General features: G+C 68.0%; 24 protein-coding genes. 13 read left to right on the forward strand and 11 right to left on the reverse strand.

What is annotated here, in order from left to right; all coding sequences use genetic code 11:
- Positions 1-101 precede the first annotated feature (101 nt).
- Genes ACFPJ1_RS34500 through ACFPJ1_RS34535 form a run of 8 tightly spaced genes read left to right on the forward strand, consistent with a single transcriptional unit; the run spans position 102 to position 7,723 of the window.
- Complete coding sequence (locus ACFPJ1_RS34500) at positions 102-962, forward strand: NAD(P)-dependent oxidoreductase (RefSeq protein ID WP_380110488.1); 861 nt, start codon at positions 102-104, stop codon at positions 960-962.
- On the forward strand, positions 959-1,855 hold the full coding sequence (locus ACFPJ1_RS34505; protein WP_380110489.1) for a carbohydrate ABC transporter permease: 897 nt from the start codon (positions 959-961) through the stop codon (positions 1,853-1,855). The genes ACFPJ1_RS34500 and ACFPJ1_RS34505 overlap by 4 nt, the downstream gene beginning before the upstream one ends.
- Positions 1,852-2,733, forward strand: a complete 882-nt coding sequence (locus ACFPJ1_RS34510) for a carbohydrate ABC transporter permease (RefSeq protein WP_380110490.1) — start codon at positions 1,852-1,854, stop codon at positions 2,731-2,733. Before ACFPJ1_RS34505 ends, ACFPJ1_RS34510 begins: the two co-directional genes overlap by 4 nt.
- 13 nt (positions 2,734-2,746) lie before the next feature.
- Positions 2,747-4,084 carry an ABC transporter substrate-binding protein gene (locus ACFPJ1_RS34515; protein ID WP_380110491.1) on the forward strand — a complete coding sequence of 446 codons (1,338 nt, stop codon included), beginning with the start codon at positions 2,747-2,749 and terminating at the stop codon, positions 4,082-4,084.
- Between the two features lies 1 nt (position 4,085).
- A complete protein-coding gene (locus ACFPJ1_RS34520; RefSeq protein ID WP_380110493.1) occupies positions 4,086-5,336 on the forward strand; it encodes a CaiB/BaiF CoA transferase family protein in 1,251 nt (416 codons plus the stop codon).
- The gene (locus ACFPJ1_RS34525; RefSeq protein ID WP_380110494.1) at positions 5,333-6,112 is read left to right on the forward strand and encodes an enoyl-CoA hydratase; all 780 of its coding nucleotides are present in this window, start codon (positions 5,333-5,335) and stop codon (positions 6,110-6,112) included. The genes ACFPJ1_RS34520 and ACFPJ1_RS34525 overlap by 4 nt, the downstream gene beginning before the upstream one ends.
- A 1-nt stretch (position 6,113) precedes the next feature.
- On the forward strand, positions 6,114-6,956 hold the full coding sequence (locus ACFPJ1_RS34530) for an amidohydrolase family protein (RefSeq protein ID WP_380110495.1): 843 nt from the start codon (positions 6,114-6,116) through the stop codon (positions 6,954-6,956).
- Positions 6,957-6,967: 11 nt separating this feature from the next.
- On the forward strand, positions 6,968-7,723 hold the full coding sequence (locus ACFPJ1_RS34535) for an RraA family protein (RefSeq protein WP_380110496.1): 756 nt from the start codon (positions 6,968-6,970) through the stop codon (positions 7,721-7,723).
- 8 nt (positions 7,724-7,731) lie between these two features.
- On the opposite strand, the gene ACFPJ1_RS34540 is transcribed toward ACFPJ1_RS34535, so the two are convergent.
- Genes ACFPJ1_RS34540 through ACFPJ1_RS34560 form a run of 5 tightly spaced genes read right to left on the reverse strand, consistent with a single transcriptional unit; the run spans position 7,732 to position 14,361 of the window.
- A complete protein-coding gene (locus ACFPJ1_RS34540; RefSeq protein WP_380110497.1) occupies positions 7,732-8,370 on the reverse strand; it encodes a class I SAM-dependent methyltransferase in 639 nt (212 codons plus the stop codon).
- 37 nt (positions 8,371-8,407) lie between these two features.
- Entirely contained in the window at positions 8,408-9,259 is an 852-nt protein-coding gene (locus tag ACFPJ1_RS34545; RefSeq protein ID WP_380110498.1) for a carbohydrate ABC transporter permease, read from the reverse strand.
- Entirely contained in the window at positions 9,256-10,182 is a 927-nt protein-coding gene (locus tag ACFPJ1_RS34550) for a carbohydrate ABC transporter permease (RefSeq protein WP_380110499.1), read from the reverse strand. Before ACFPJ1_RS34550 ends, ACFPJ1_RS34545 begins: the two co-directional genes overlap by 4 nt.
- A gap of 5 nt (positions 10,183-10,187) precedes the next feature.
- Positions 10,188-11,495 carry an ABC transporter substrate-binding protein gene (locus ACFPJ1_RS34555; RefSeq protein WP_380110500.1) on the reverse strand — a complete coding sequence of 436 codons (1,308 nt, stop codon included), beginning with the start codon at positions 11,493-11,495 and terminating at the stop codon, positions 10,188-10,190.
- Positions 11,496-11,535: 40 nt separating this feature from the next.
- Positions 11,536-14,361 (reverse strand): family 78 glycoside hydrolase catalytic domain, encoded by a 2,826-nt coding sequence (locus tag ACFPJ1_RS34560; RefSeq protein WP_380110501.1) that lies wholly within the window; start codon positions 14,359-14,361, stop codon positions 11,536-11,538.
- A gap of 183 nt (positions 14,362-14,544) precedes the next feature.
- On the opposite strand from ACFPJ1_RS34560, the gene ACFPJ1_RS34565 reads away from it, so the two are divergent.
- The gene (locus ACFPJ1_RS34565) at positions 14,545-15,441 is read left to right on the forward strand and encodes an AraC family transcriptional regulator (RefSeq protein ID WP_380110502.1); all 897 of its coding nucleotides are present in this window, start codon (positions 14,545-14,547) and stop codon (positions 15,439-15,441) included.
- Here the strand turns inward: ACFPJ1_RS34565 and ACFPJ1_RS34570 are convergent.
- Complete coding sequence (locus ACFPJ1_RS34570) at positions 15,422-16,111, reverse strand: TetR/AcrR family transcriptional regulator (RefSeq protein ID WP_380110503.1); 690 nt, start codon at positions 16,109-16,111, stop codon at positions 15,422-15,424. The genes ACFPJ1_RS34565 and ACFPJ1_RS34570 overlap by 20 nt on opposite strands.
- A 103-nt stretch (positions 16,112-16,214) precedes the next feature.
- Between ACFPJ1_RS34570 and ACFPJ1_RS34575 the strand changes: the two genes are divergently transcribed.
- Positions 16,215-17,393, forward strand: coding sequence for an FAD-dependent monooxygenase (locus ACFPJ1_RS34575; protein ID WP_380110504.1), 1,179 nt, complete (start codon positions 16,215-16,217; stop codon positions 17,391-17,393).
- Here the strand turns inward: ACFPJ1_RS34575 and ACFPJ1_RS34580 are convergent.
- Genes ACFPJ1_RS34580 through ACFPJ1_RS34595 form a run of 4 tightly spaced genes read right to left on the reverse strand, consistent with a single transcriptional unit; the run spans position 17,377 to position 21,931 of the window.
- Positions 17,377-18,735: an MFS transporter gene (locus tag ACFPJ1_RS34580; protein ID WP_380110505.1), complete on the reverse strand. Its 1,359-nt coding sequence runs from the start codon at positions 18,733-18,735 to the stop codon at positions 17,377-17,379. The two genes, ACFPJ1_RS34575 and ACFPJ1_RS34580, sit on opposite strands and share 17 nt — an antisense overlap.
- 44 nt (positions 18,736-18,779) lie before the next feature.
- A complete protein-coding gene (locus ACFPJ1_RS34585; RefSeq protein WP_380110506.1) occupies positions 18,780-19,238 on the reverse strand; it encodes a PGPGW domain-containing protein in 459 nt (152 codons plus the stop codon).
- 25 nt (positions 19,239-19,263) lie between these two features.
- Entirely contained in the window at positions 19,264-19,800 is a 537-nt protein-coding gene (locus ACFPJ1_RS34590; protein WP_380110507.1) for a M15 family metallopeptidase, read from the reverse strand.
- Complete coding sequence (locus tag ACFPJ1_RS34595) at positions 19,793-21,931, reverse strand: peptidoglycan DD-metalloendopeptidase family protein (RefSeq protein ID WP_380110508.1); 2,139 nt, start codon at positions 21,929-21,931, stop codon at positions 19,793-19,795. The genes ACFPJ1_RS34590 and ACFPJ1_RS34595 overlap by 8 nt, the downstream gene beginning before the upstream one ends.
- 236 nt (positions 21,932-22,167) lie before the next feature.
- Between ACFPJ1_RS34595 and lpdA the strand changes: the two genes are divergently transcribed.
- Positions 22,168-23,565 carry a dihydrolipoyl dehydrogenase gene (gene lpdA, locus ACFPJ1_RS34600; protein ID WP_380110509.1) on the forward strand — a complete coding sequence of 466 codons (1,398 nt, stop codon included), beginning with the start codon at positions 22,168-22,170 and terminating at the stop codon, positions 23,563-23,565.
- 29 nt (positions 23,566-23,594) lie between these two features.
- Positions 23,595-24,332, forward strand: a complete 738-nt coding sequence (locus ACFPJ1_RS34605; RefSeq protein ID WP_380110510.1) for a VOC family protein — start codon at positions 23,595-23,597, stop codon at positions 24,330-24,332.
- An 18-nt stretch (positions 24,333-24,350) separates the two neighbouring features.
- Here the strand turns inward: ACFPJ1_RS34605 and ACFPJ1_RS34610 are convergent, their stop codons facing one another.
- A complete protein-coding gene (locus ACFPJ1_RS34610; RefSeq protein WP_380110511.1) occupies positions 24,351-25,436 on the reverse strand; it encodes a DNA glycosylase AlkZ-like family protein in 1,086 nt (361 codons plus the stop codon).
- 55 nt (positions 25,437-25,491) lie between these two features.
- Between ACFPJ1_RS34610 and ACFPJ1_RS34615 the strand changes: the two genes are divergently transcribed.
- Positions 25,492-26,502, forward strand: coding sequence for a DUF4037 domain-containing protein (locus ACFPJ1_RS34615; protein ID WP_380110512.1), 1,011 nt, complete (start codon positions 25,492-25,494; stop codon positions 26,500-26,502).
- The last annotated feature ends 20 nt before the right edge of the window (positions 26,503-26,522 follow it).

Raw genomic sequence — 26,522 nt, forward strand, 5'->3', positions numbered from 1 at the left:
GGGTCCGCGGATCCATTGTGGCCGCCGATCTTGTCAGCGTCGACTATCTATTGTAGACAATAGTTCATAGACATCCCGATCAGGTGAACTGGAGGCGTTCCGTGGCCCAGATCCCCGCAGTTGTCACCCGCTCGGACCGGCTCGGCTTCGTCGGTCTGGGCAATCTCGGCAAGCCGATGAGCCAGGCCCTGGCGCGGGACGGCTGGCACCTGTCGGTGTACGACCGCGATCCCGCGCGGGCCGCCGATCTGGATGCCCGGACGGTCGGGGGACCGGCGGAACTGGCCGACTGCACGGTGATCGCCCTCGCCGTTCCGGACGACGACGCCGTCACCCAGATCGTGGACGAGTTGCTCTCCAGACTGACGCCGGGATCAGTCGTCCTGGTGCACAGCACGATCCTGCCCGGTACGGCGAGAAGGCTGGCCGGACTGCTGGAAGACCGCGGACTCGGATTCCTCGACGTACCCGTGAGCGGGGGAGCCGAGAGAGCGCTCGCCGGCTCTCTGACGGTGATGGCCGGCGGCCGTGCCGAATTGCTGGAACGGGTCCGGCCGGTGCTCGACTCGGTGGCCGACGACGTGATCCACGCCGGACCGGCCGGTGCCGGCGCGGCGGTGAAGCTCGCGAACCAGTTGATGATGTTCTCCGCACTCGCCGGGGTGCAGGAGGCGCTCGACCTGGCCGGCGCGTACGACATCCCGGAGCAGGTGGTGCTCGACGCGGTCGCGACCAGCACGGGGGAGTCGTGGATCACCCGCAACTGGGGATTCTTCGACGACGTCGCCGCCGCCTACGACCAGGCCGGTACGCCGGTGCGGGACCGGCCGTGGAGCAAGGACCTCTGGGACGTGGTGGCCGCGGCGAGAGAGCGCTCTGTACCGCTCCCGGTCGCCGGGCTTCTCGCACAGCACCTCGCCGACCGGGTGGAGGACCGCGCACGGAAGGGAGCGGGATCGTGAAGACCTCCCGGACCGGGCGGGAAGGGCTGACCGCCTACCTCTTCCTGAGCCCCTGGTTGATCGGCATCCTGCTGCTGACGATCGGCCCGATGCTGTACTCCGCCTATCTCGCGTTCACCAGTTACGACCTGCTGAGCCCGCCACGGTGGATCGGCCTGGACAACTTCGAGCGGATGTTCACCGCCGACCCGCGGTACCTGTCCTCGGTCCGTGTGACGCTCGTGTACGTCGTGGTGTCGGTGCCGCTGCTGTTGATCGTCTCGATGGTGCTGGCGCTGCTGCTGAACAAGGGGATCAACTTCCTCTCCGGCTACCGCGCGCTGTTCTACCTGCCGTCGCTGATGGGCGCGAGTGTCGCGATCGCCGTGCTCTGGCGGCAGATCTTCGGCAGCACCGGGCTGGTGAACCAGGTGCTGAGCCTGTTCGGGATCACCCATGGCAGCTGGGTCGGCAATCCGGGCACTGCGTTGTGGACGATCGTGACCCTGAACCTGTGGGCGTTCGGCGCCACGATGATCATCTTCCTGGCGGGGCTGCGCCAGGTCCCGGCGGAACTGCACGAGGCAGCCGCCGTCGACGGAGCCGGATCGATCAGGCGGTTCTTCAGCGTCACCCTGCCGCTGATGACGCCGCTGATCTTCTTCAACCTGCTGCTCGACACGATCCACGCGTTCCAGGCGTTCACCGGCGCGTTCGTGGTCAGCCGCGGTTCCGGCGGACCGGCCGACTCGACCTTGTTCTACACGCTCTACCTGTACCAGCAGGGATTCGCCGAGCTGAAGATGGGCTACGCCTCCGCGATGGCCTGGGCGCTGGTGATCGTGCTCGCCGCGTTCACCGGGTTCCTCTTCCTGACTGCCCGGCGCTGGGTCTACTACGGAGACGAACGATGACTTCTGTGTCGATCGGGGCCCGCCCGCTGTTCGGCCGGCGCGCCAGCCGCAACCCCGTGATCATCGGCCTGGTCCGGCACGTGGTGCTGATCGCCGTGCTGATCGTGATGCTGTACCCGGTGGTCTGGATGGTGGCCGCGTCGTTCCGGCCGTCGGCCGAGGTGATGAACAGCCTCGGGTTGTTCTCGCGGAACTACACGCTGGACAACTACAAGCACGGCTGGAGCGCGGGTCAGCTGGACTTCTCCCGCTATTTCCTCAACTCGATCGCGATCACGGCGCTGTCGATCGCGGGCAACCTGTTCTCCTGCTCGCTGACCGCCTACGCCTTCGCCCGGCTGGAGTTCCCGTTCAAGCGGGTGCTCTTCGGGTTGCTGCTGGCAACGATGCTGCTGCCGTACCACGTCACGCTGGTACCGCAGTACATCTTGTTCAACGAGCTCGCCTGGATGAACACCTACCTGCCGCTGGTGGTGCCGAAGTGGCTGGGGGTCGAGGCGTTCTTCATCTTCTTGATGGTGCAGTTCATCCGGACGCTGCCGCGGGAGCTGGACGACGCGGCGCGGATCGACGGCTGCGGGCACTGGAAGACGTTCATCCGGATCATCATGCCGCTGGCGCTGCCGGCCCTCGGGACCACCGCGCTGTTCACCTTCATCAACAGCTGGAACGACTTCCTCGGTCCGCTGCTCTACCTGAACCGGCCCGAGCTGTGGACCGTCTCGCTCGGCCTGAACTCCTTCCTCGACGTGACGGGTGAGTCGGCCTACGGCTCGCTGTTCGCCATGTCGACGCTCGCGCTGGCGCCGATCGTCGGCTTCTTCCTGGGGGCCCAGAAGCTGCTGATCGAGGGCGTCGCGACCACCGGACTCAAGTGACTAGGAGACTCTGATGAGAAGACTCGGTACGGCGGCCGTGGCGTGCGCGGCCCTGCTGGCAGTGGCCGGCTGCAACGGAACCTCGGTCGGTGACACCGGCAGCGACAGCGTGGCCGGCGGCCAGGACGGCAAGGGCGACATCACCGGCAGCCTGCAGCTGACCTTCTGGGGCGGCGCGAGCCGGGCCGCCAAGACGAACGCGGTCACGGACATGTTCGTCAAGGCCCACCCGGGCGTCACCATCGACCGGCAGAACGCGGACTTCGGCAACTACTTCAACAAGCTCAACATCCAGGCATCCAGCAAGACGCTGCCGTGCGTGATGCAGCTGCAGGGCAGGCAGCTGAACGACTACACCAAGCGCAAGGTGCTGCTCCCGCTCGACCCGATGATCGAGTCCGGCGCGATCAAGGTCGACGACATCCCCAAGGAGGTCGTCGACACCGGCCGCGGCCCGGACGGCAAGCTCTACTTCCTCCCGTACGGCGCGGCGTACGACGCGGTCGGCGTGAACGAGACGCTCGCGAAGCAGGCCGGGATCGGTCTGCCGCCCGAGGGCTACGACTGGAAGCAGTACACCGAGTGGATCGCCAAGGCGAAGGGCAAGCTGCCCGCCGGTGTCTTCGCGGCCGGTGCGCGCGGCGGTCTGCCGAACTACTTCATCGCCTACCAACTGGCCAACGGCAAGCAGTTGTTCACCGACGACGGCAAGCTCGGTTTCAGCAAGGAGTCGCTCGTCGAGTACTGGGAGATGTGGGAGACGCTGCGCAAGTCCGGGGTCACGATGAGCGCCGACACCCAGGCCGACGAGCCGGAGGGCGCCGAGCAGAACTTCATCGCCCAGGGCCGGCTGATGACCGACGCCATGCCGGGCAACGCGCTGACACCCGCCTCCGCGACCCTGGCGGGCAAGGCCGGCGGCCAGAAGCTGAACACGTTCCCGATGCCGTCCGGCCCGAGCGGCTCCGGCAACGCGATGTTCACCTCCGGCTTCGCGATCCCGACCAACTGCGACAACGTGCCGACCGCAGCGGCGTTCATCGACTTCTTCACCAACGACCTCGAGGCCGGCAAGGTGTTCAAGTCCGACAACGGTGCCGCCACCAACAAGAAGGTGCTCGACGCCCAGATCAACGACCCGGAGCTGCCGGCGCTGAAGAAGCACGAGCTGGAGCTGTACGCGCAGATCGTGGCCAAGAAGCCGCCGACGATCCTCTACCCGCCGGGCTACCAGGCCACCTTCGAGTCCGCCTTCACCCGGGCCTACGAGGAGATCGCGTTCGGCAAGAAGACGGTGCAGCAAGCCGCCGACTCCTTCTTCACGGAGGCGAATGCGGGGCTCGGTGGCTGAAGTGAGCACGCCGCAGGAGACCACACCCGAGACCTCACCGCGGACCGGCGACGAGGCGTCGACCGAAGGCGCCCTGGACGGACTGCGGGTGCTGGATCTGACCCAGGTGATGGCGGGCCCGTTCTGCACGATGCTACTGGCCGACCTGGGCGCGGACGTGATCAAGATCGAGAACCCGCAGTCAGGTGACCAGACCCGCCGGTCCTGGGGATACGCGGTGCACGGCGAGGACAGCCGCGCCTTCCTTGCCCTGAACCGGAACAAGCGCAGCGTCTGCCTCGACCTCAAGTCGCCCGAAGGCCTCGCGGACTTCCACCGGCTGGTGCGGACCGCCGACATCGTGGTGGAGAACTTCCGCCCCGGCGTGACGAAGCGGCTGAGCGTCGACTACGAGACCCTCGCCGAGCTCAACCCACGCCTGATCTACGCGAGCGTCTCCGGCTTCGGCCAGACCGGCCCGTACGCCGACCGGCCCGGGTACGACCTGATCGCCCAGGCGATGTCGGGCGTCATGAGCATCACCGGTGCACCGGGCGGAGTACCGGTGAAGTGCGGGCTGCCGGTCGGGGATCTCGGCGCGGGCATGTTCTGTGCGTTCGGCATCGTCTCGGCGGTGCACGCGCGGACCCGCAACGGGCGGGGGCAGCATGTGGAGACTTCGCTGTTCGAGTCCGCGCTGGCGATGTCGGTCTGGGAGTCGACCGAGTACTGGGCGACCGGCCAGGTGCCGCAGCCGCTGGGCTCGGCCAACCGGATGTCGGCGCCATATCAGGCATTGCGGACGAAGGATGGGTACCTGACCCTCGGCGCCAACAATGAGCGCCTCTGGCAACGACTGTGCACGGCCCTGGAGGTCACCCACTTGCGGACGGATCCGCGCTACCTCACGAATACCGACCGGATGGCACACCGCGACGAGCTGGCGGCCGACCTCGAGGAGAAGCTGGCCGCGGCGACCACGGACGAATGGGTCACCCTGTTGCTGGCGGCCGGCGTACCGGCGGGACCGATCCGCGACTACCGGCAGGTGCTCGACGAAGATCCGCACGTCCGGGCGCGCGGGATGGTCCAGGAGATCGACCACCCCGTGGAGGGCAAGGTCCGGGTGCTCGGCTCACCCGTGCGGCTGAGCGGCACTCCCGCCGGCATCCGGCGGCACCCACCCCTGCTCGGTGAGCACACGGCCGAAGTACTGGGTGAGCTCGCGGCCGAAGAACAGGGTGAGCCGGCGGCTGAAGAGCAGGCGCGATGAGCTCAGGCGAGCTGGTGGTCGAGCGCGAAGGCCCGATCCTGCGGCTGTGGCTGTCGAACCCCGGGCGGCGCAACGCGATCACCTGGCCCATGTACGACGGCCTGCTGCGGGTGCGGGATCTCGTGGCCGAGGACCCCGGGATCCGGGTCGTCGCGCTGCGCGGCGCGGGTGGCGAGGCGTTTGCCGCGGGCACTGATATCCGGCAGTTCGCGGACTTCGAGACCGGCGAGCAAGGCGTCGAATACGAGCATCGGGTCGGCCGAGTGATCGCGAGCCTGCTGGACATCCGCGTACCAGTGGTCGGGATCGTCGAAGGTCCTGCGGTTGGCGCCGGGCTGGCACTTGCCGCCTGTTGCGATCTGGTGGTCGCCACGCCTGACGCGGTCTTCGGAGCTCCAGTGGCTCGAACGCTGGGCAACACGTTGCCGCCGGCCGTGGTGGCGAGGCTCCGGCAGCGGCTCGGAGCGGGCCGGACGATGGCAATGCTGCTGACCGCGCGGTTGCTCCCGGCAACGGAAGCGCTGACGGCGGGCTTCGTCACGGAGATCATCGAACGGGACTCGCTTGACCAGCAGGTGGACGAGTTGCTGCAGCTGATCTGCGGGAACGCTCCGCTGACGCTGGCCGCCCTGAAGGAGGTCGAGCGGCGGATCGACCGGGACGGCCCGGGCGTCGACGCGGACGACGTACTCGCGTCCGTCTACTCCAGCCAGGACTTCAAGTCAGGTGTGGCCGCGTTCCTGGAGCACCGGACGATCGAGTGGGAAGGACGCTGAGATGCCCGTGATCGACGCGCATCATCACTTCTGGCGGGTCGCCGCGCAGGAACAACCTTGGCGGGACGACCGGCACGGGGCGATCGCGAGGGACTACACCCCGGACGATCTGCGCACCGAGCTCGCCGCGGCGGGCGTGGACGGCACCGTGCTGATCCAGTCCGTCGACGAGCCCGCCGAGAACGACCGTCTGGCCGCGTATGCCGTCGACGCGTCGTTCGTCCACGCGGTTGTCGGCTGGCTGCCGCTGTCCGATCCCATCGCGGCCCGGGCCGAGCTCGCGCGACAGCGGAATCCCTACCTCAGGGGAGTGCGCTGCCTGATCGCGCGGGATCCCCTGGACTGGCTGACCAAGCCTGACTCGGTCGAGCTCTTCAGGGAACTCGCCGAGGCCGGGTTGAGCTGGGACGTCGTACCGGTCACCGCGGCACAGACGGCGGCTGTCACGGAGCTGGCGCACGCAGTACCGGAGTTGCGGATCATCGTGGATCACCTTGGCCGGCCACCCCTGGACTCGGGCGGGTGGGAGCCGTGGGCCGGGCAGTTGCGGCAGTTGGCCGAGTGTCCCGGGATCGCGCTCAAGGTATCCCTCGGCATCGATCTGCTCACAGCGCTGCCGCGGTGGCCTGACGACGAGCTGGATCCCTTCCTGAGGTGGGTCGTCGACTGCTTCGGTGCAGAGCGGCTGATGCTCGCGAGCAACTGGCCCGTCGTGCTGCTGCGGGCCGACTACCAGACCGCGTGGAGCAGCCTGCGCGGTTCCGTCGAGCACCTGCTCGACGACCCGAACGATCTAGCGGCGGTCCTCGGAGGCACCGCCGCGCACTTCTACCGGATCAACTGAAAGGTCTGTCCATGACTGTCACCAGCCAATCCACCGAGACCGCCGACGCCAACGACCTGTCCAGCCTGTACCGGCACCTGCGGGTGGTGGACGTGGCCGACGCGCTCGACGGCATCGGCTACTTCGACATCGGCCTGATGTCGCCGGACGTGCGGCCGCTGTGGCTCGGGATGAAGTTCTGGGGCCAGGCCGCGACCATCCGGGCCGTCCCGTCGAACCGGCCGATGTGGCGGCTCGACAACACCCAGGACATCGTCGAGGCGCACCGGATCTGGTTCGAGGAGACCGGCAACGTCAAGCTGCCGGACGACCTGCAGCCCGGCCATGTCGTGGTGATGGACGCCGGCGGCGGCAAGGAGGTCGGCTTCTGGGGCTCGGAGAACGGGATGGGCGCGGTCTCCCGCGGCGCGGCCGGCATCGTCACCGACGGGTACTGCCGCGACACCGCCGAGATCACCGCGCAGCGCACGCCGATCTGCTCGCGGCACCGCGGCCGCACCATCATCCCGGGCCGGATCAAGGTGGTCGAGACGCAGTCCACGATCGCCTGCGGAGGTACTCAGGTGAGCCCGGGCGACATGGTCGGCTGTGACGACGACGGAGTGATCGTCGTACCGGCCGAGGTGGCCCAGGAAGTGGCCACGCACGCGCGGGCGATCCTGTTGGCCGACATGCGCGCCCGCCGCAAGCACTACGACGCGCTCGGCATGAAGCCCGACAGCTCAGTCGACTACGACGCCGTCGAGCAGTACTACGCGGACCTGTAGAGGCCTACCTACTCGTCCGAAACACTGCCTGAAGTCGCCACTCCGAGGGAGAAGGCGCCGATAGTCTTCGGTGAACCCTTCTCGTAGAAGACGTCGAGCTCGGTGATCGTGAACCCCGCCGCGGTCACCAGCTCGACGATCGGGCGGTCGAGATGGCAACCGCCGAAGAGCCGCTGCTCCAGTAGATCGAGGCGCCGCTGCCACCGGCGTACCGACTCGTCTTCCTTCGGCGCCAGCCCGTGCTCGACGAAGTGCAGGGTCCCACCAGGCTTGAGCACCCGACGTACTTCGTGGAGGGCGGCGTTCACATCGGGGATCGTGCAGAGCGTCCAGGTGGACAGGGCCGCGTCGAAGGTGTCGTCGCCGAACGGCAGCGACTGACCGTCGAGCCCGGCTCGCTGCACCGGGACGCCGGCCGCCGCGACCCGATCGGCCGCGAGTCGCCAGCCGAGATCGGACGGCTCGACGGCGGTCACGCTCGTCACCGTCAGCGGGTAGTAGGGAACGTTGTGACCCGTGCCGAACCCGATCTCGACGACCTCACCCGTCAGCCCTTCGCAGACCCGTTCCCGCAGTGGACCCGCTGACTTCGCCCCGCACGCGACGTTGACGATCCGCGGTACGACGCGTTCGGCGTAGAACCCCATCGCAAACCCTCCGATGTCGATAGCGACATCGTACGGATCAGCCCTTCACCGCGCCTGAGGTCAGGCCGGCGACGATCTGGCGGTTGAAGAACAGGAACATGATCAGGGGCGGGATGGTGATCAGCAGGATGTTCATGAAGAGCAGGTTGTACTGGGTGCTGAACTGGCTCTGGAAGTTGTAGAGGGTCAGCTGGACGGTCGCGTTCTGGTCGCCGGGCAGGAAGTACAGCGGATTCACGAAGTCGTTGAAGACCGCCACCGACTGGACCACGACGACCGTCACGATGACCGATCTCAGCAGCGGGAAGATGACCCGGAAGAACAGCCGCAGCGGTCCGGCGCCGTCGATGATCGCCGCCTCGTCGAGCTCGCGGGGGATCGTCGCGACGAACGCCCGGAAGAGCAGGATGCAGAACGACAGCCCGAACGCGATCTCGATCAGGATCAGCCCGGACATGGTCCGGAACAGGCCGAGGCTCTGCAGCACCCAGATCGTCGGGACGACGGCCGGCGGGATGATCAGCCCGGACAGCACCAGGAAGTTGATGAACGGGTTCCACCGGCTCCGGCGTCGCTGCAGCACGAATCCGGCCATCGCCGCCAGCACCACCATGCCGGTGACGCTGGCCACGGTCAGGATCGTGCTGTTGATGTAGGCGATCACCAGCATGTAGTCGCGAGCCTGGACGACCTCGACGAAGTTCTGGACGATGCGGAGCTGGTGCGGCCAGGAGAAGTCGAGCAGCGCGGACTGCTGCCGGTCCTTGATCGCGGTCAGCACGATGAAGGCGAACGGGATGACGAACACCACGATCGAGGCCAGGATCGCGACCGCGCTGAGCAGATAGTTGCGGCCCGGCTTGTGATTCACGAGTTCGGCGGTGCTCACATGTCCACCTCCTTGCGGTTCAGGAACCATGACAGCGGCAGGATGATCGCGGTGACCACGAGGAACAGCACCACGTTGCCGGCCGTCGACAGACCGTAGAACCCGGCCTGGTACTGCTTGTAGATGACGGAGGCGATCACGTCCGAGGTGAAGCCGGGACCGCCGCGTGTCATCACCCAGATCAGCTCGAACGACCGCAGGCCGCCGATCAGGGACAGGATGATCACGGTGACGGTGGCCGGCCGGGACAGCGGCAGCACGATCCGGCGGAACGTCTCCCAGGCGCCGGCTCCGTCGACCCGGGCGGCCTCCATGTACTCGCGCGGGATCGACACGATGCCGGCGATGTAGATCAGGGTGGCCAGCCCGACGCCCTTCCACACGTCGACCAGCGCGACCGACATCAACGCGTACTTCGGGTCTGTCAGCCAGCCCGGCCCGTCGATGCCGATCAGGCCCAGCGCGCCGTTGATCAGCCCGCGTTCGGGGTTCATCAGCACGGTGAACATGATGGCGACGCCGATCGTGCTGGCCAGCACAGGGAAGAAGACGACCGACCGGAGATAGGCCCGGCCGACGATCCGGGAGGTCAGCAGCACGGCCAGCAGCAGGCCCAGGACCACCTTCGACCCGGAGGTGATGAACGCGTAGATCAGCGTGTTGGTGAAGCCCTTGACCAGCTGGGGCTCGGAGAAGAACAGCCTGAAGTTGTCCAGGCCGATGAACTTCGAATCGAACAGGGTCCACCGGGTCAGGCTGTAGTAGAACGAGGCGAAGGTCGGAACGACGAACAGCACCCCGTAGAGCACCGCGGCGGGCAGGTAGAACCAGTACTTGTACGGCGTGTAGATCTTCCCCCCGGCCGCACGTGCGGCCGGGGTTGCGTCAGCGTGGGAGCGAGGGCGGATCGAGGTGACGGTCACAGACCTCACCAACCCGCCAGCCCGAGCTGCTGCGCCTGCTTCTTGACGTCCTCGTCGTACCGGGCGGCGCCGTCCTTGGCCTTCTGGATGCCGGAGCCGACCTCGACGGTGATCTGCTCCAGCGACGGGCCCTTGACCGGCGACACGAACTCCAGCGCCAGGCTGGAGCCACCAGACTTGTCGAGGTAGGGCTGCATGTCCTTGATCGACTGCGGTACGTCGGCCGGCAGTTCGCATCCCTTGACCGCGTACGGGCCGGTCGGGACGCCCGTGGTGGCCAGGGACTTGCAGCCGTCCGGGCTGGCGATGAAGGCGAGGAACTTCTTCGCCGCCTCCAGCTTGTCGCCGGTCGTGGTGGTCGGGATGTAGACGCCGCCGGGAGTCCACACGGTCAGGCCGTTCTTGCTCGCGTCGTCACCAGGCAGCGCGAACAGTCCGACGTCCTTGGCGGCGTTGGGGTAGGTGGAGACCATGTCGTTGACCACACCGGTCAGGATCGGGTAGTGCGCACCCTTGCCCTGGGCAAGCATGCGGAGGCCGTCGGGGAGCTTGGCCGAGGCGAAGTCCTTGTTCTCGTAGCCGGAGTCGTGCACCTGTTGGGTGTGCTCGAAGCCCTTCAGGGCGGCCGGGGAGGTGGCGTACTTCGCCTGGTTCTTCGTGTACCGGTCGGCGAAGTCCGGCTCGACCGCCGCGACATTGTGGAAGTCGCCGAGGACGAACAGCTGCGACGTCCAGGTCTCGCCGTAGGTCTGGATCACCGGCGCGATCCCCGCCGCCTTGATCTTGGCGTTGTTCGCCATGAACTCGGCCCACGTCGCCGGGACCTTCAGCCCGAGCCTGGTGTAGACCGGGATGCTGTAGAGGACCGCGCCGCCCATGAAGCCGCCGGACGGCACCCCGTAGACCTTGTCGCCGGCCGTCACCGTCTTCTTGAAGTTCTCGTCCAGGTCACCGATGTAGGGCTGGTCGCTGATCGGCGTGAGGTTCTTCTCCGGTGCGATCGCCTGGAACAGCGAACCGGTGTTGTAGGCGAACACGTCGGACATGTCGCCGGTCGACAGCCGGGTCTTGACGATGTTGTCACCCTCGCTGCCGCCCGGCCGGGTCTCGAGCTTGACCGTGACGGTGGGGTTCTTGGCGTTGAAGTCCTTGATGAGCTGGTTGGCCTCCTTGACGTCCTGCTCCAGATTGCCGGCCAGGTAGGTGATGCTGACCGATGCGGCGCCGCCTGCATCGTCACTGGAGCCGAGACTGCCCGCGCTGCAGGCGGTCAGCGCAAGCGAGCCGGCCGCAACGACGGCAAGTCCTCTCATGCGTGGGCGGAACGTCATCATGACCTCCAAGGGATGTTCATCAGGGGTGGAGTAGACCGTCGAGCTCGGCCTGCAGGGCCTCGGCGGTGGGCGAGAAGCCCCGTGGGCTGATGGCTTCGACCAGCTGAGCGGCCGGCTGGTCGAGGTAGCGCTCGAGCCGGGCGGCGAGCTCGGCGTCATCGGTGACGATCTCGTGGTTCCGGGCCGCGGTGGCGACCGCGTCCCAGCTGGCTTCGTGGTCCATCAGTTGCCGGATGCTCGCATCGGCCGGCAGTTGCGGAGCCACGGCGTACGGGTCGTCGGCAGTCCACTCGTGCGTGCCGTGACCGACGCTGCTCGGTGCGTTTTCGCCAGGTACGTGGACCTCTGCCCGTGATCCAACCGGCACGGTGACGCTGAGCCGCACCTGTCCGTCCGATCGGCTCCACGAGACGGCGGCCTCGCCGTACGGCGTGAGGTGCTTCGCCGCCGCACTAGTGAGTTGTGAGGTGAGGAGCGGGCGTACGACGATCGTGCGGTAGCCCGGATCGCCTGGTGCGAGACCGGCGACCCGGCGGTGCATCCAGTCGGCCACCGCGCCGAGCGCGTAGTGGTTGAACGACGTCATCTGGCCGGGGTTGATGCTGCCGTCCGGCAGCATGCTGTCCCAGCGTTCCCAGACCGTCGTCGCGCCCATCGTCACTGCGTACAGCCAAGAGGGGCAGCCTGTCTGCAGCAGAAGCCGGTATGCGAGGTCAGGATGTCCGGAATCGGCCAACGCGTCGGCCATCAGCGGCGTCCCGACGAATCCGGTGCTGATCCGGAAGCCCGCCGTACGGACCAGATCCGCGAGGCGTTCCCCGGCGCGACGGCGCTGTTCGTCGGTCGGCAGGAGGGCCCACTGGAGCGCGAGGGCGTAGGTTGTCGCGGCATCGCTCAGGACGCGCCCGCCGTCCGTGGTGTACTCCGCCGCGAACGCCTGCCGGACGCGCGCGGCCAGGTCGGCGTACTCCCGCGCCAGTTCCGCATCGCCGACCAGCTCGGCCGCCTGAGCGACCACCTCGGCGGAGCGGGCGAGGTGCGCGGTGGCGATGACGTCGGGGTCCGCCTTCGCACGGAAGGGGTTCTCCGGCGGCGCCGTCGGATCGAGCCAGTCGCCGAACTGGAATCCGCCGGCCCAGAGCAGGTCGTTGCCGGCCAGGTCGGCCATCCGGTCCACCCACGCCCGCATGCTCGGCAGCTGACGGGCCAGCAGTCCGACGTCCCCGGTCCGCTCGTAGATCACCCAGGGCACGATCGTTGCCGCGTCACCCCAGGCCGCGGTCGCCGGTCCGGCCTGCCGGAGGATGTCCGGTACGACGAACGGCACCGAGCCGTCCTTCTGCTGCTCGGCGGCCAGATCGGCCAGCCAGCCGGTGAGGAACCCGGCGGTGTCGAACAGGAAGCTCGCGGTGGGGGAGAAGACCTGGATGTCGCCGGTCCAGCCGAGCCGCTCGTCGCGCTGGGGACAGTCCGTCGGTACGTCGACGAAGTTGCCGCGCATCCCCCAGACCACGTTGTCGTGGAAGCGGTTGAGCAGCTCGTGCGACGACTCGAACCAGCCGGTCCGGCGCAGGTCGGAGTTGATCACGACGGCCTCGAGGTCCTCCTTGCGAAGATCCGGGACGCCGGTGACTTCGGCGTACCGGAAGCCGTGGAAGGTGAGCGGAGAGTCGAGCGTCACCTCGTCGGGCCCGGCGAGGATGTAGGTGTCGGTGGCCTTGGCCGTGCGGAGCGGGCGTACGCCGAGCTCGCCGTTCTCCAGTACCTCGGCGTGCCGCAGTACGACCTCGTCGCCGGCGGATCCACCACGAACCTTGAGCCGGACCCGGCCGACGAGGTTCTGCCCGAAGTCGACCAACGTCTTGCCCGCCGGCGAGGTGGTGATCTCGAGGGCCGGCAGGACGTCGGTGACTCGTACCGGCGGGCCATCGGGCGCGACGAGGAGGTTGAGGTCGGCGTCGAGCACGTCGACCGCGGTGGCCTCGCCCGCGACCCGGCGGAGGTCGGTGCTCTGGCCGTCGTACAGGTCGTCGGCGATGATCGCGCTCTCGTGTGCGGTCCAGGTGTCGTCGCTGCCGAAGACGTGAACCTCGCCGTCGGTGGTGGTGACCTCGAGCTGCGCGAGGACGGCCAGCCGGTCGCCGTACAGGGACTTCTTGCCGTGGAAACCGAGGCGACCGCGGTACCAGCCGTTGCCGACCAGGAACTCGAGCCGGTTCTCGCCGGCGCGGACGAGGTCGGTCACGTCGTACGTCTGATAGCGAAGCCGCTGCTGGTACGCCGTCCAGCCGGGCGCGAGCTCGTCCTGGCCGACTCGCTCGCCGTTGAGCTCGGGCAGGTAGATGCCGTACGCGGTGGAGTACAGCCGTGCGCTGCTGATCCCCTCAGGCAGTTGCAGTACGCCGCCAAGCACGGGAGCGGGTGAACCGACGGCGCCGATCTCACGCGGACTCACGAACCGCGCTGTCCAGTCGTCGCCACTGAGCAGTCCGGGCTCGACCGTCGCGGGCTCGCTCCACTCGCTCCAGTCACCATCGCCCCGAACCCGTACCCGGACCTGCGCCGACTCCCGCGACCTCAACGGCTCGCCCGGCCAAGCGACCAGCACCTGCTCGCCGGACTCGACCGGATGGACCTGCGCCGTGCCGCCGGTGAGGATCTCGACCTCGTACGCCGTCTGCTCGTACCCGGCGTCAGCGGCCGGGACCTGCCAGGACAGACGTGGAGTGGCAGTGCCGATGCCCAGCACAGGTCCGGCGTCGGTGCGGTGTTCGAAGCGGGGAGAGGAGGGAGCGGCGAGCGGGGTGGCAGGGGTGCGGGGGCTGTCTGCGGCGACGTTCGACATGTGACTCCAACCGGGGCGAGTGAAACGATTCAGTGACTGCTCTGACGAAGGGCTTGATTCTGTTTCGGATTGGTGGCGGGAAGGTTTCGCCTGTCCCACGATCCTGCGGCCGACGGCGGCCGGGGGCTAGCCCGCAGTGCACTCGTGGTAGCACAAAATGCACCTTGGGCGGTAACGTGAGGCATGGCCGACGAGCCCGTCAGGACCACCGGGACACTGCTGCACTTCGTCGACGGGACGCTGGTGCACGCAGGTCCGCACGTGCACGAGGGATCGCATCCGCTGCACACGCACAGCTTCTTCGAACTCGCCCTGGTTACCGGGGGAGAAGGCGTCCATCACAGCCTCGCCGGACGCCAGCAACTCGCGGTCGGCGACCTGATTCTGCTCCGGCCGGGGGTCTGGCACGAGTACGAGGAATGCCGCGCGCTCGAGATCTACAACTGCTGCTTCTCGGCCGACCTGGTGCAGCGTGAGCTGGCCTGGACCCGCGAGGATCCCTTGCTGGGTTACCTGTTGTGGACCGGACCGTTCTCGGCGCAGCGGCGTGGCATCCTCACCACGCATCTCGATCCGGCCACTTTCGCCGAGGGTGTCGAGCACCTCGACGGGCTGCGGCAGTTGCGCGACCGGCCGGTCAGCCGGCATCGCGGCGACATCGTCGGCCGGTTGTCGTTGTACCTGAGTTGCGTCGCGAGGACGGTCGGCGAGCGCGACGACCTTCGCGGCCAGACACATCCTGCCGTGCTGGACGCGATGCGGATGATGGAAGCCGATCCGGCCAGACAGTGGACGCTCACCGAGTTGGCTGACAAGCTGCACCTGGCGCCGGGGTACCTGGTGCGTCTCTTCAAGTCGGCCACGGGTCTGCCGCCGATGGCCTATCTGTCCCGGCATCGGGTCGAGCTCGCGGCCGATCGACTGCTGCACACCGACGACCCGATCAGCCGGATCGGCGAGTCGGTGGGCTGGCCGGATCAGAACTACTTCGCCCGGCGGTTCAAGTCCCACTACGGGTTGAGCGCGTCCACCTATCGGCAACGTTTCAACGCGCCCAGGCTCAGCCCTTCCGTGCGGTGATCAGCAGCTCGATGCCGTCGAGGATGCGATCGAGCCCGAACTCCAGGCCCTGATTCTCCGAGCCGGCTGCCGTTCGCATCGCCGTCGCGAGGCTGGGGAAGCGGCCTGCGTGTGCGCTCAGGACCTCCGTGAGCGCGGCGGTAATGTCCTCTTCCGTTGTTCCCGCGGTTCCGCCCGGCATCGTCAGGGACTGCTGGGCGATCGTCCGCACGTGCCCGGCGATCACCGCCAGTGAGTCGAGCTGCTCGCCGCCACTCAGGCCGCTGCCGGCCAGAGCCTGTACTCCGCGGTCCATCCAGGTCAGCTCGTTCGGTCCGAGCGCGCGGCGGCCGACCGTCGAGAGAAGTAGCCAGGGGTGCTTCTCGAAGCCTGCGAAGAGGTCGAGCGCCCAGGTCTTGAGGGCCTCTCGCCACGGCCGTTCAGGGTGTTCGGGCGGTAGGCCCATCGCGAGGTCGGTCATCACGGCGACGAGTTCCGCCTTGCCCGGCACGTAGCGGTACAGGGCCATCTTGGTGAAGGGCAGTTCGCCGGCGACGCGCTGCATGGAGACGGCGTCGAGTCCTTCGGCGTCGGCGATCGCGATCGCGGCGCGGGCGATGCCGTCCAGCGTCATCGCGGGTTTCGGCCCGCGGCTCGGCGGCTGCTGACGCCCCCAGAGCAGGTCGGTCATCGCGGTGGTCCTCGCTCCTCGGGTTGGCGTCGGCGAACAACTGTGTCTACCATACACATTATTGTGTCCGCCGGACACAATTCTAGTCCGAGGAAGGATTCCGATGAAGATCCTGATCTCCGGCGCGAGTGTCGCCGGTCCCGCAATCGCTTACTGGCTTGGGCGTTACGGCCACGAGGTGACCGTCGTCGAGCTCGCTCCGGCGCTGCGCAAGGGCGGTTACGCGGTCGACTTCCGAGGCGATGTGAACAAGGTCGTCCTCGAACGGATGGGCGTGCTCGACGACCTCCGCGCCCGGCAGACCGGCGGTAGCGCGATGCGGTTCGTCGACGAGAACGGCCGGCAGGTACTGCGGCTGCCGCCGGAGTTCGCCGGGGGAGACCTGGAGGTCCTGCGCTCGGATCTCTCCCAGGTGCTCTACGACCACAGCAAGCACGACGCGGAGTACATCTTCGGAGACTCGATCGCCACGCTCGACCAGCACGATGGCGGCGTCGACGTCACCTTCGAGAGCGGAAGCGCGCGGACCTTCGACCTGGTCGTCGGCGCCGATGGCCTGCACTCCGTCGTACGGCGACTCGCCTTCGGGCCCGAGCGGGACTACGCCAGCCACCTCGGCTACTACATCGCCGGGTGGGAGCTGCCGAACTCCTTCGGCCTCGAGGGAGAGTCGTTGATGTACAACGTGCCCGGCCGACTCGCGAGCGTCGGCGTGGACCACCGGGATCCGGGCAGGGCGGGCGCGATGTTCATCTTCGCCTCGCCTGAGCTGACCTACGACCGGCGGGACGTGGCGCAGCAGCACGCGATCCTCCGCGAGGCCTACAGCGGACTCGGCTGGCACGTGCCGCAGATCCTGGACGGTCTGGCCGACTCCACCGAGCTGTACTTCGACTCGATCAGCCGCGTCGACGTGGACCGCTGGTCGTCCGGCCGGGTCGTCTTGCTGGGGGACGCTGGTTACGGAGCAACCGTCGGCGGCATGGGAACCGGTACCGCGATCGTCGCGGCCTACGTGCTCGCGGGAGAGTTGGAGATGTCAGGTGGCAACCACGCGGCCGCGTTCGCGGCGTACGAACGGCAACTGCGCAAGCCTGTTCAGGCTTGCCAGTCCGGCGGCAACCGCACCGGCAAGTTCCTGGCGCCGGGCACTCGCTTCGGCCTAGCGGCGCGGAACCGCCTGCTCGGTAACCCGTTCCTGCTGAACCAGATGCTCCGGATGGGCCAGAAGAGGAGCAGCGGACTCCCGATCCGCGACTACGCCGTCAGCACTCCTGCGTGACCGCTTGGCTCACCACAGCCCGCCTCAGTGCCAGTACTGCGCCACCCGCTGCGGCCGCGGTGGTCAGCAGGAAGGCCGTGCGGAACTCGGCGGGCCCGGGGGAGGCGGTGAGCACCAGAGTGAGTACGGCGATCGTGAGGGCTCCGGCCAGGTACTGGGACGTCGTCAGCAGGGCTCCAGCCGTGCCCTGCTGGGCAGGAGCCACGTCGTGAGTTCCGATGATGAACATGGACGTATAGATCACCCCGTGCCCGAATCCACTGAGCAGCAACCCGGGCAGCAGGCTCCCGGCGTACGAGGTGCCGTCCAGAGCGAGCGCTAGCCACAGGAGCCCTACAGCGGCGATCACGAAGCCTGCGGCGAGAACCACAGCCGGGCCGTACCGGCGTACGGCGCGTTCGGCGGCGGTGTTGCCGGCAGTGACGAGTACTGCGAGCGGGAGGAACGCCAGGCCGGCTTGGAGGGGCGTGTAGCCCTTCTGGGATTGGAGAAGCAGCGTCAGCACGTAGAACTCCGAGCCGACGCTGGCCATGTAGAGCGCGGTCGCGGCGGCGCCTGCTTTCAATGAAGCCGTACTGCGTAGTCCGCGCTCGATCAGGGCGTTCGTGGACCTGCGCTCGTTGCGGACGAACGCCAGGAACAGGGCGGCTGCCAGCGCGAGGCTGACGATCGCGGCCATGGGGTGAGCGGTGCCGAGGGTCAGGCCGATCACCAGCGCCAGGACAGTCGCGGTACCGAGGGCTGAGGCTACAAAGGGCACTCGTGAGGCGACTCTCGAGGAGTTCGAGGTGATCCAGCTGGTCGCGCCCACTGCCGCGAGCAGGGTGAGCGGCACGTTGACGAGGAAGGTCAGTCGCCAGGACGCGCTGGTCAGTACGCCGCCGAGGATCGCGCCGGCGGCAAGACCGGAGGCGCCGACCGAGCCCCAGACGGCGAGAGCGCGGCTGCGGGCCGGTCCGGCGGTGAAGGTGGTGCCGATCAGGCCAAGGATCGCCGGCTGCAGCAAGGCTGCCCCGAGACCTTGGGCGCCTCGCGCGATCAGGAGCACTGTGCCGTCGGAGGCGAAACCGCCGACCGCGCTGGCGAGACCGAAACCGATGATCGCGGTGACGAACAACCGCTTGGCGCCGAGCCGGTCCGTGAGCCGTCCGCCGACCACCAGGAACCCGGCGAACAGCACGGCATACGCGCTGATCACCCACTGGGCGAGGGCTGGATCGAGGTTGAGGTCCGTGGCGACGCTCGGCAACGCGATGTAGATGATCGAGTAGTCGAGTGCGATCAGGAACTGCGCGACGGACAGCACGGCGAGGGTCGCGGCGGACGAGTTCGGGCGGCTCATGCCGCCATTCTCAAACCCTCACACTGATGTGAGACTCAAGCTGATTACCCCAGCAGGGGCAGCTTGTGGAGGAAGGACTCCCACGAGTCCGGCAGCCAGCCGGGAACACCGAGCACGGCCAGGTAGAGCCAGATCGCCACCAGCACGCAGAGGAACAGCGCGACGGTGCCGAGAGCCTTCAGCCAGGCCGGCTGCTTGCCGGTCCAAGCGGTGAACTCGTAGACCCAGCCCTTCACCCGGTAGAGCAGCCGCTGCGCCCATTCGAATTCGCTCGACAGCACGGCCAGACCCGCGATGAACAACGGGATGCCACCTGGTCCAGGCAGCCACCCGGTCAGTGGCGCGGCGATGAGGAGCAGGCCACCGACCACCCCGACCCCCATCCGGTAGATCAGGTGCTTGCGCGGGTCCGCTCGGATCTTGCGACGCCACTCCCAGCGATCGTCCTGGGCGTCCAGCGTGATGTTGTGATCCGTGCGGTCGGGACTGGTCTTCTCGGCCACCTTCCCAGCGTACGTGGTCGCCGGTCTACCGCCCGGCACCCAGCACGAACTCCCAGTGCCACGGTTCTTGCCGCGAGCCCCCTTCGCGCGCCCACTCCGGATTCACCCAGCCGTAGGCCTCCGCGTTCGCCTGCATCCACAGGTGTTCCGGCGTCCCGAAATCGTTGATCCCGTCACACAGATCCACCGCGACACCCCAGCCGTGGTTCGAAGTACCGGGAAAGGCGCCCAGCCCCGGCTTCCGCCTGATCAGATCGACCTGAGCACGGTAGGGCCGGTAGGAGTCGGTGATGCACAACTCCTTCCCGAAGTGCGCTTCGTAACCCTTCGCCAACGCCCCGTACGCCGCAGCCGCGTCACACCGGAGCTTGTGACCGCCGGCGATCCGGCAAAGCTTGGAGGCCGGCATCATGCCGTTCCCGTAGCCCTGCCAGCCGTCGGTGGTGCCGAAGGCCGACAGGTAGGGAGTCGCGGCAACGCCGAGGACGACTACGAGGACGACGGTGCAGGCTCCGGAGAGCCATCGGTGCTTGTGGATCCAGCGGAGGGGGCGGTCAGGCACTGGCGGGGTTGCCGTATTCCCAGTGCCAAGGTTCTTCGCGGGTGCCGCCTTGCCTGGCCCAGGCGGGGTGGACCCAGCCGTAGGCGGCTGCGTGGGTCATCATCCAGCGGTACTGCGCTGTGCCGAAGCGGTCGATGCCACCACAGAGGTCGACGGCTACACCCCAGCCGTGATTCGACGTACCGGGCAGGGCGGCCAGGGACGGCTTGCGGCCGTACAGGTCGACCTGGGACGCGTAGGACCGGTAGGAGTCGGTGATGCACAGCGTCTTGCCGAAGGCCTTCTTGTAGGCACTCGCCAACTGCTGGTACGCCGCGGCCGCGTCGCAGCGAAGCGCATGACCAGAGGTGATCCCGCAGAGCTTGGACGCGGGGATCAGGCCGTTGCTGTAGCCACCCCAGCCGAGACTCGCGCTGCCGGTCGCCAGGAAGGGCATCGGGTTCACCGCGTCACCACCGAGGCGCACCTCGAAGTGCAGGTGCGGGCCGGTCGAGTTGCCCTTGGTGCCGACGGCGCCGATCCGCTGGCCGGCCGAGACCCGTGCTCCGTCGGCGACGTCGATCGAGTCCAGGTGCGCGTAGAGCGTCTCCAGGCCGTTGCCGTGGTCGATGCGCACCAGGTTGCCGGCCCACGCCGGGTGCTCGATCCGCACCGTGCCGGCGGTGGCAGCCCGGACCGGAGTACCGACCGCGGCCGGGAAGTCCTGGCCGGTGTGGAACCCGGTGGCCCACTCCGCCCCGGCCTGGCCGAACGAGGTACCGATCTGGTAGGTGCCCTCGGCCAGCGGCCAGGTCCACTCGCCGGTGCCGACGTCGTACGTCGTGGTCGTGTTGCCGCAGCGGAAGGCGTACGCGCCGGAGGTACTGGCGGGGGCGACCTGCGCCTTGGCGGGTCGGCCGAGCGTCGGGCGGAGGGCGGCGTACAGGCTGTCCGGGACGGAGGTGACGACGACGGAACCCTTGGCCTCGTCGGCGGCGATCATCTCGCCGTTGTCGAGGGCGATGCCGATGTGGAACAGGCCGAGCGACTTCTTGCCCATCACCAGGAGGTCGCCGGGCTGGACCGAGGCGGCGGTCACTTTCTGGTAGTTCGGGTAGACCTTGCCGATCAGGTTCGGCAGCGTCGTGTACGGCTGCCAGGCGACCCGGGCGGCGCCGAGGCACCCGTACTTGTCCGGGCCGGTGGCGGCGACGCCGTACGGCTTGCCGAGCAGGGCGAAGGCCCGGTTGACCGCGCGGATCGTCTCGGCCGGGAGGACCCGGACAGTGCGTCCGCCATCGACCACAGCTGCCGCGCCCGCGACGGGGCGCCCGCGCACCTTGAGGGGCTGGAGACCCCGCGGGAGCTTGGCAGGGTTCTTGATCGTGCTGGCGGCCGGCGGCGTCACCTTGGTCGCGGCCAGCTCGGTCAGGTAGGTCTGCCAGTTGGACAGTGCCTGCTGGTTGCGGGTGGTCTGCAGTTGCTTGGACAGCTGGGTGGCACCGGCCAGGTCGGCGAGCTGGCCCTGCATGGCCATCGACGCGCTCGCTGCCTTGCTCTGGACTTCCTTGCTCAGCTGCTGCGCCGTCTCGGCTGCCTTGTCGGCTGCAGCCCGCTTGGTCGCCGCGTCCGACGCCGCAGTACCGGCTGCCGACTCAGCGGCCGTCGCTGCCTTGTACTGTGCGACCTGGGTGCTGCCGAGCTGCTTGATGGCGGTCTGGCGGTCCGCGATCTCCTGCAGGTTCTCGGCGACCGGCGCCAGTGACCACAGCATCGACTCGGTTCCCAGCACCGTCGGGATGCCCAGTTGGTAGGCCTGGGCGGTCAGGATGCCGAGGCGGCGGCGCTCGGCGTCGGACTTGGTCTTGGAGGCGGCCGCGAACGCCTCTGCCCGCTTGGCGGCGACCTCAGCGGTCTGGGCCGTCTTCAGCGCGTTGGTGTACGTGATGGTCGTCTTGGCGAAGTCCGCCTGGATCGCGGCGGCCTCGGCCTGCAGCTGCTCGAGGGACCGGTTGATGTCGGTCACCGAGGCCGGCGGGGGAGGCGTCGGGTCGTCGGCGTACGCGGGCACGGCGAAAACCGCCAGCAGCGTACCGAGCGCGGCGAACCGCAGCCCTCGACCCTCTCGCAGTAGACCCAGCCCCAGCACCATCCGGCCCCCATCACTCGCCTCACCGAGCACGCGGAAGGACCTGGCCCCCGCGCTTGCCCAGCCTAAGCGCCCTACGGTCCGGGCGATACCCCGCTGCGCGCGCCCCCAGCCGGACCGTGACCGTCGGCCCGCCACGGACGGTGACAATGAGCGTGATGGCCCGCTGGGAGGTGACCGCCGTCACGCCGGCCTCCCGGTGGTCTCAACCGCTGGTGCGACCCACTAAAGTTCATGGCATGGCCTCGCACTTTGACGTTGTTGTCCTCGGCGCGGGTCCGGGTGGGTACGTCGCGGCGATCCGCGCCGCCCAGCTCGGACTCAAGACCGCCGTCATCGAGAAGAAGTACTGGGGCGGTGTCTGCCTGAACGTGGGCTGCATCCCGTCCAAGGCGCTGCTGCGCAACGCCGAGCTGGCGCACATCTTCCGCAAGGAGGCGAAGACCTTCGGCATCAGCGGCGAGGTCAGCTTCGACTTCCCGACCGCGGTGCAGCGCAGCCGGAAGGTGGCCGACGGCCGCGTCAAGGGCGTGCACTTCCTGATGAAGAAGAACAACATCACCGAGCTCGACGGCTGGGGCACCTTCGTCGACGCGAACACCCTCGACGTCAGCCTCAACGACGGCAACTCCGAGACCGTCACCTTCGACAACTGCATCATCGCCACCGGCGCCACCACCAAGCTGCTGCCGGGCACCCAGCTGAGCGAGCGCGTCGTGACGTACGAGGAGCAGATCCTCACCGAGGAGCTCCCCGGCAGCATCGTGATCGCCGGCGCCGGCGCGATCGGCGTCGAGTTCGCCTACGTGCTGGCCAACTACGGCGTGAAGGTGACCATCGTCGAGTTCCTGGACCGGATGGTCCCGCTCGAGGATATCGAGGTCTCCAAGGAACTGGCGAAGGCCTACAAGAAGCTCGGCGTCGATGTCCTCACCGGCACCCGGGTCGACTCGATCGACGACTCCGGCGAGAAGGTGAAGGTCACCGTCACCGGCAAGGACGGCGCCCAGCAGACGCTGGAGACCGACAAGGTGCTGCAGGCGATCGGCTTCCAGCCGCGCGTCGACGGCTACGGCCTGGACAAGATCGGCGTCGAGCTGACCGAGCGCGGCGCGATCGGCGTCGACGGCTTCATGCGCACCAACGTGCCGAACATCTTCGCCATCGGCGACGTGAACGCGAAGCTGATGCTCGCCCACGCGGCCGAGGCGCAGGGCGTAGTCGCGGCCGAGACGATCGCCGGGGTCGAGACGATGGAGCTCGACCACGTGATGATCCCGCGGGCGACGTTCTGCCAGCCCCAGATCGCCAGCTTCGGCTGGACCGAGGAGCAGGCACGGCTGGAGGGCTTCGACGTCAAGGTCGCGAAGTTCCCCTTCACCGCCAACGGCAAGGCGCACGGCCTGGGCGACCCGACCGGTTTCGTCAAGGTGATCAGCGACGCCAAGTACGGCGAACTGCTCGGCGCCCACCTGATCGGCCCCGAGGTCACCGAGCTCCTGCCCGAGCTGACCCTGGCCCAGAAGTGGGACCTGACCACCAAGGAACTGGCCCGCAACGTGCACGCCCACCCCACCCTCAGCGAGGCTCTTCAAGAAGCCTTCCACGGCCTCGAAGGTCACATGATCAACTTCTAGATCATGCGTTGGGCATAGGGTTTGGCGGCATGGCGCTGGAACTTGTTGAGTTCAATTTCAAAGCCCGGGATGACTCGGCGCTGGGCCGGTTCTGGGCGGCGGCGCTCGACTGGGGTGTTTCCAGCGGGGAACCCGGTGCGACCAGCGTCAGGCCGGTGGGTTCCGCCTGGCCGGTCCCCGCCGCCGTCTGCATCGATGTCATCGCGGTCCCGGACCCCGAAACGGTGAACGACCGGGCGCACCTCGAACTCGCCACCACCTCCGCGGCCCATCACGCGGAGTTGGTCGCGCGCCTGAAGGAGCTCGGCGCGACGCCCGTCGATGTGGGTCAAGGCGACCTCCCGTGGACAGTTCTGGCCGACCCGGAGGGCAACGTGTTCTGCATCCTGGAGCCTCGGGAGAGCTACCGGGACACCGGGCCGATCGCCGCGGTGGTCGTCGACTGCGCGGATCCGCGGGCCATGGCCCGGTTCTGGGGCGAGGCGATGGACTGGACCCTGCACGAGGTGACCGACGATCATGCGCTCCTGCGCTCCGCCAAGGGCGTCGGCCCGTATCTGGAGTTCCTGCGCACGCCCCATGTGAAGGACAGGTGGAACCACGTCCATCTCGACCTGCTGCCCTACCCCGTTGACGGTCAAGCGGCGGAGGTGGCCCGGCTTGAGGGCCTCGGCGCGACGCACGCCGACGTAGGCCAGGGCGACGTCCCGTGGAAGGTGCTGGCCGACCTGGAAGGCAACCAGTTCTGCGTCCTCGGCCCGGCCTGACGGACACCGACCCTGGCGTCAGGGGTGGGTGACCTTGAGCCCGAGCCAGGTGGCCAGGTCGTTGATCTCGGCGCGGACTGCGGCGGTGATGGGCCTGGTGAAGCGGATGTCCTCGTGGATCGCATTGACGACGAGCGTGCCGGCCTTCCTGTCGGCGGTGGCGTCGAGCTTGCCGATCAGGCGATCGCCGTGCAGCACGGGGAGGGCGAAGTAGCCCCAGCGGCGTTTGTCCTTGGGCTTGTACATCTCGAGGATGTACTCGAAGCCGAAGAGTCGCTCGGCGCGGACGCGGTCGTGGATGAGCCGGTCGAACGGCGAGAGCAGCGCAGTACGCCCCTCGAAAGGCAGACCGACGTACGCCGGGTGGACGCGCCACGTGCCCGGGACCCCCTCGACGTGCGCCTCCTCACCGGCGTCGCCGACGTACGGCGGTTCGCCTGGTATCTGGGTGCCGGTGGATCGCGAGATGCCGAGCGCCGCGAGCCGGCGTTCGTTGCGGTGCTGGACGGCGGCCTCGAGGTCGACGGTCGGTAGGCCGGCCGGGTAGACGCGCTCAGGGAGGTCCCAGTAACGCTGACGGCCTTTGCGTCCCGAGATCGCGACGTGGCCGCGGAGAGCGAGTGCTTCTAGCATCCTCGTGAGGTTGCGGTTGTTGGTCCAGCCCGTCGAGGGCCACGGCTCGATGCTCGTGTCGGGGATGTCGCGCGAGAGCAGCGGGCCTTCTTTGTCCAGCAGGGCGAGGATGTCGCGGCGGAAGGGCTCGTTCGTCTCGAGCCAGGCGGCGGTGAAGGGGTGCGGCTCCGCGTCCCGGACCTCGGCGATCACGGCCGGCAGGTCTTGCGGCGACCGGATGTAGGCGACGGTCTCGACGAGTGAGTGGTCGTGTTCGATGGCCTTGGTCAGCTCGGCAGGGTCGTAGGTCGAGCCGAGCCGGCTCCACAGGACGAGGTCGGCATTCGGTGCGATGACCGCGGTGGGGTCGATCTGCAGGAGGGTGAGGCGCTCGACGACGGCGACGAGATCGGTCGGGCGCGGCGCATCGAGCAGTTGCGCGTGTATCGCGATCCGGCGAGCCTCGTCCTTGGTGAGGTGGTGAACAACCATGCCGCCGACCTTAACGCCCGGTTCTCGGCAACTGGCCTACTGAGGAGTCCGCCTCGTGTCTGCGTTCGTTCCCGGTCTGGAGCTGAGTCGGCGGTTCTACCTGGAGGCGGTGCGGCCGATCCTGGATGCGGAGTTTCCTTCCTTGCCACACAGCGCGGCGCTGATCGGCCGCGGCTCGGAGGTGCTGGGCTTCGACGACGAGATGTCCGGGGACCACAACTGGGAGCCACGCGTCCTGCTGTTCGTGCGGGATGAGGACCAGGCCCGCCAGGGCGAGGCGATCGCGGAAACCCTGCGTCAGCAGGTGCCAGCTCGGTTCGCGGACCGCGCGACCAAGTACGCGATCCACACCGTGCGCGGCTACTTCCTGGATCACTTGGACTTCGATGTCGACCGCGAGATCGAGGCGCGCGACTGGCTCACCTTCCCGGAACAGCGACTCCGGATGATCACGGCCGGCGCGGTCTACCACGATGAGGTCGGCCTGCAAGCCGTCCGCGATCGCTTCGCCTACTACCCCCACGACGTCTGGCTCTATGTGCTGGTGGCGGGTTGGTGGCGCATCCATCCGGAGGTCAACCTGGTCGGCCGGGCCGGTTTCGTCGGCGATGAGCTCGGCTCGGCGGTGATCGCGTCGCGGCTGGTGCACGACCTGATGGGGCTGTGCTTCCTGATGGAACGGCAGTACGCGCCGTACTCGAAGTGGTTCGGGACGGCCTTCTCCCGGCTGTCCTGCGGCGCCGAGTTGTCACCGATCCTGCGAAAGGTTCTCCAGGCCGAGACCTGGCAGGAGCGGGAGGAGGCGCTGATGACGGCGTACGAGGTCGTCGCCGCCATGCACAACGCACTGCAGATCACGCCACCTGTCTCGACAGAGGTGCTGCAAATGTGGGACCGGCCTTTCAAGGTCTTCTGGGGAGACTTCCCGGGCGCGCTCAGTGCCGAGATCGAAGACCCGGTGGTGAAGCAGCTCGCCGAACGCTGGCCTGCCAGCGGCATCGACCAACTCAGAGACGTCCTGTGGAATCCCCGCTATCGCGGCCAACTGCTCCGCTTGTTCGACTGAGCCTGGTGCCGGGGCAGGTT

It is taken from the genome of Kribbella qitaiheensis (assembly GCF_042657745.1).
GTDB classification, from domain to species: domain Bacteria; phylum Actinomycetota; class Actinomycetes; order Propionibacteriales; family Kribbellaceae; genus Kribbella; species Kribbella qitaiheensis.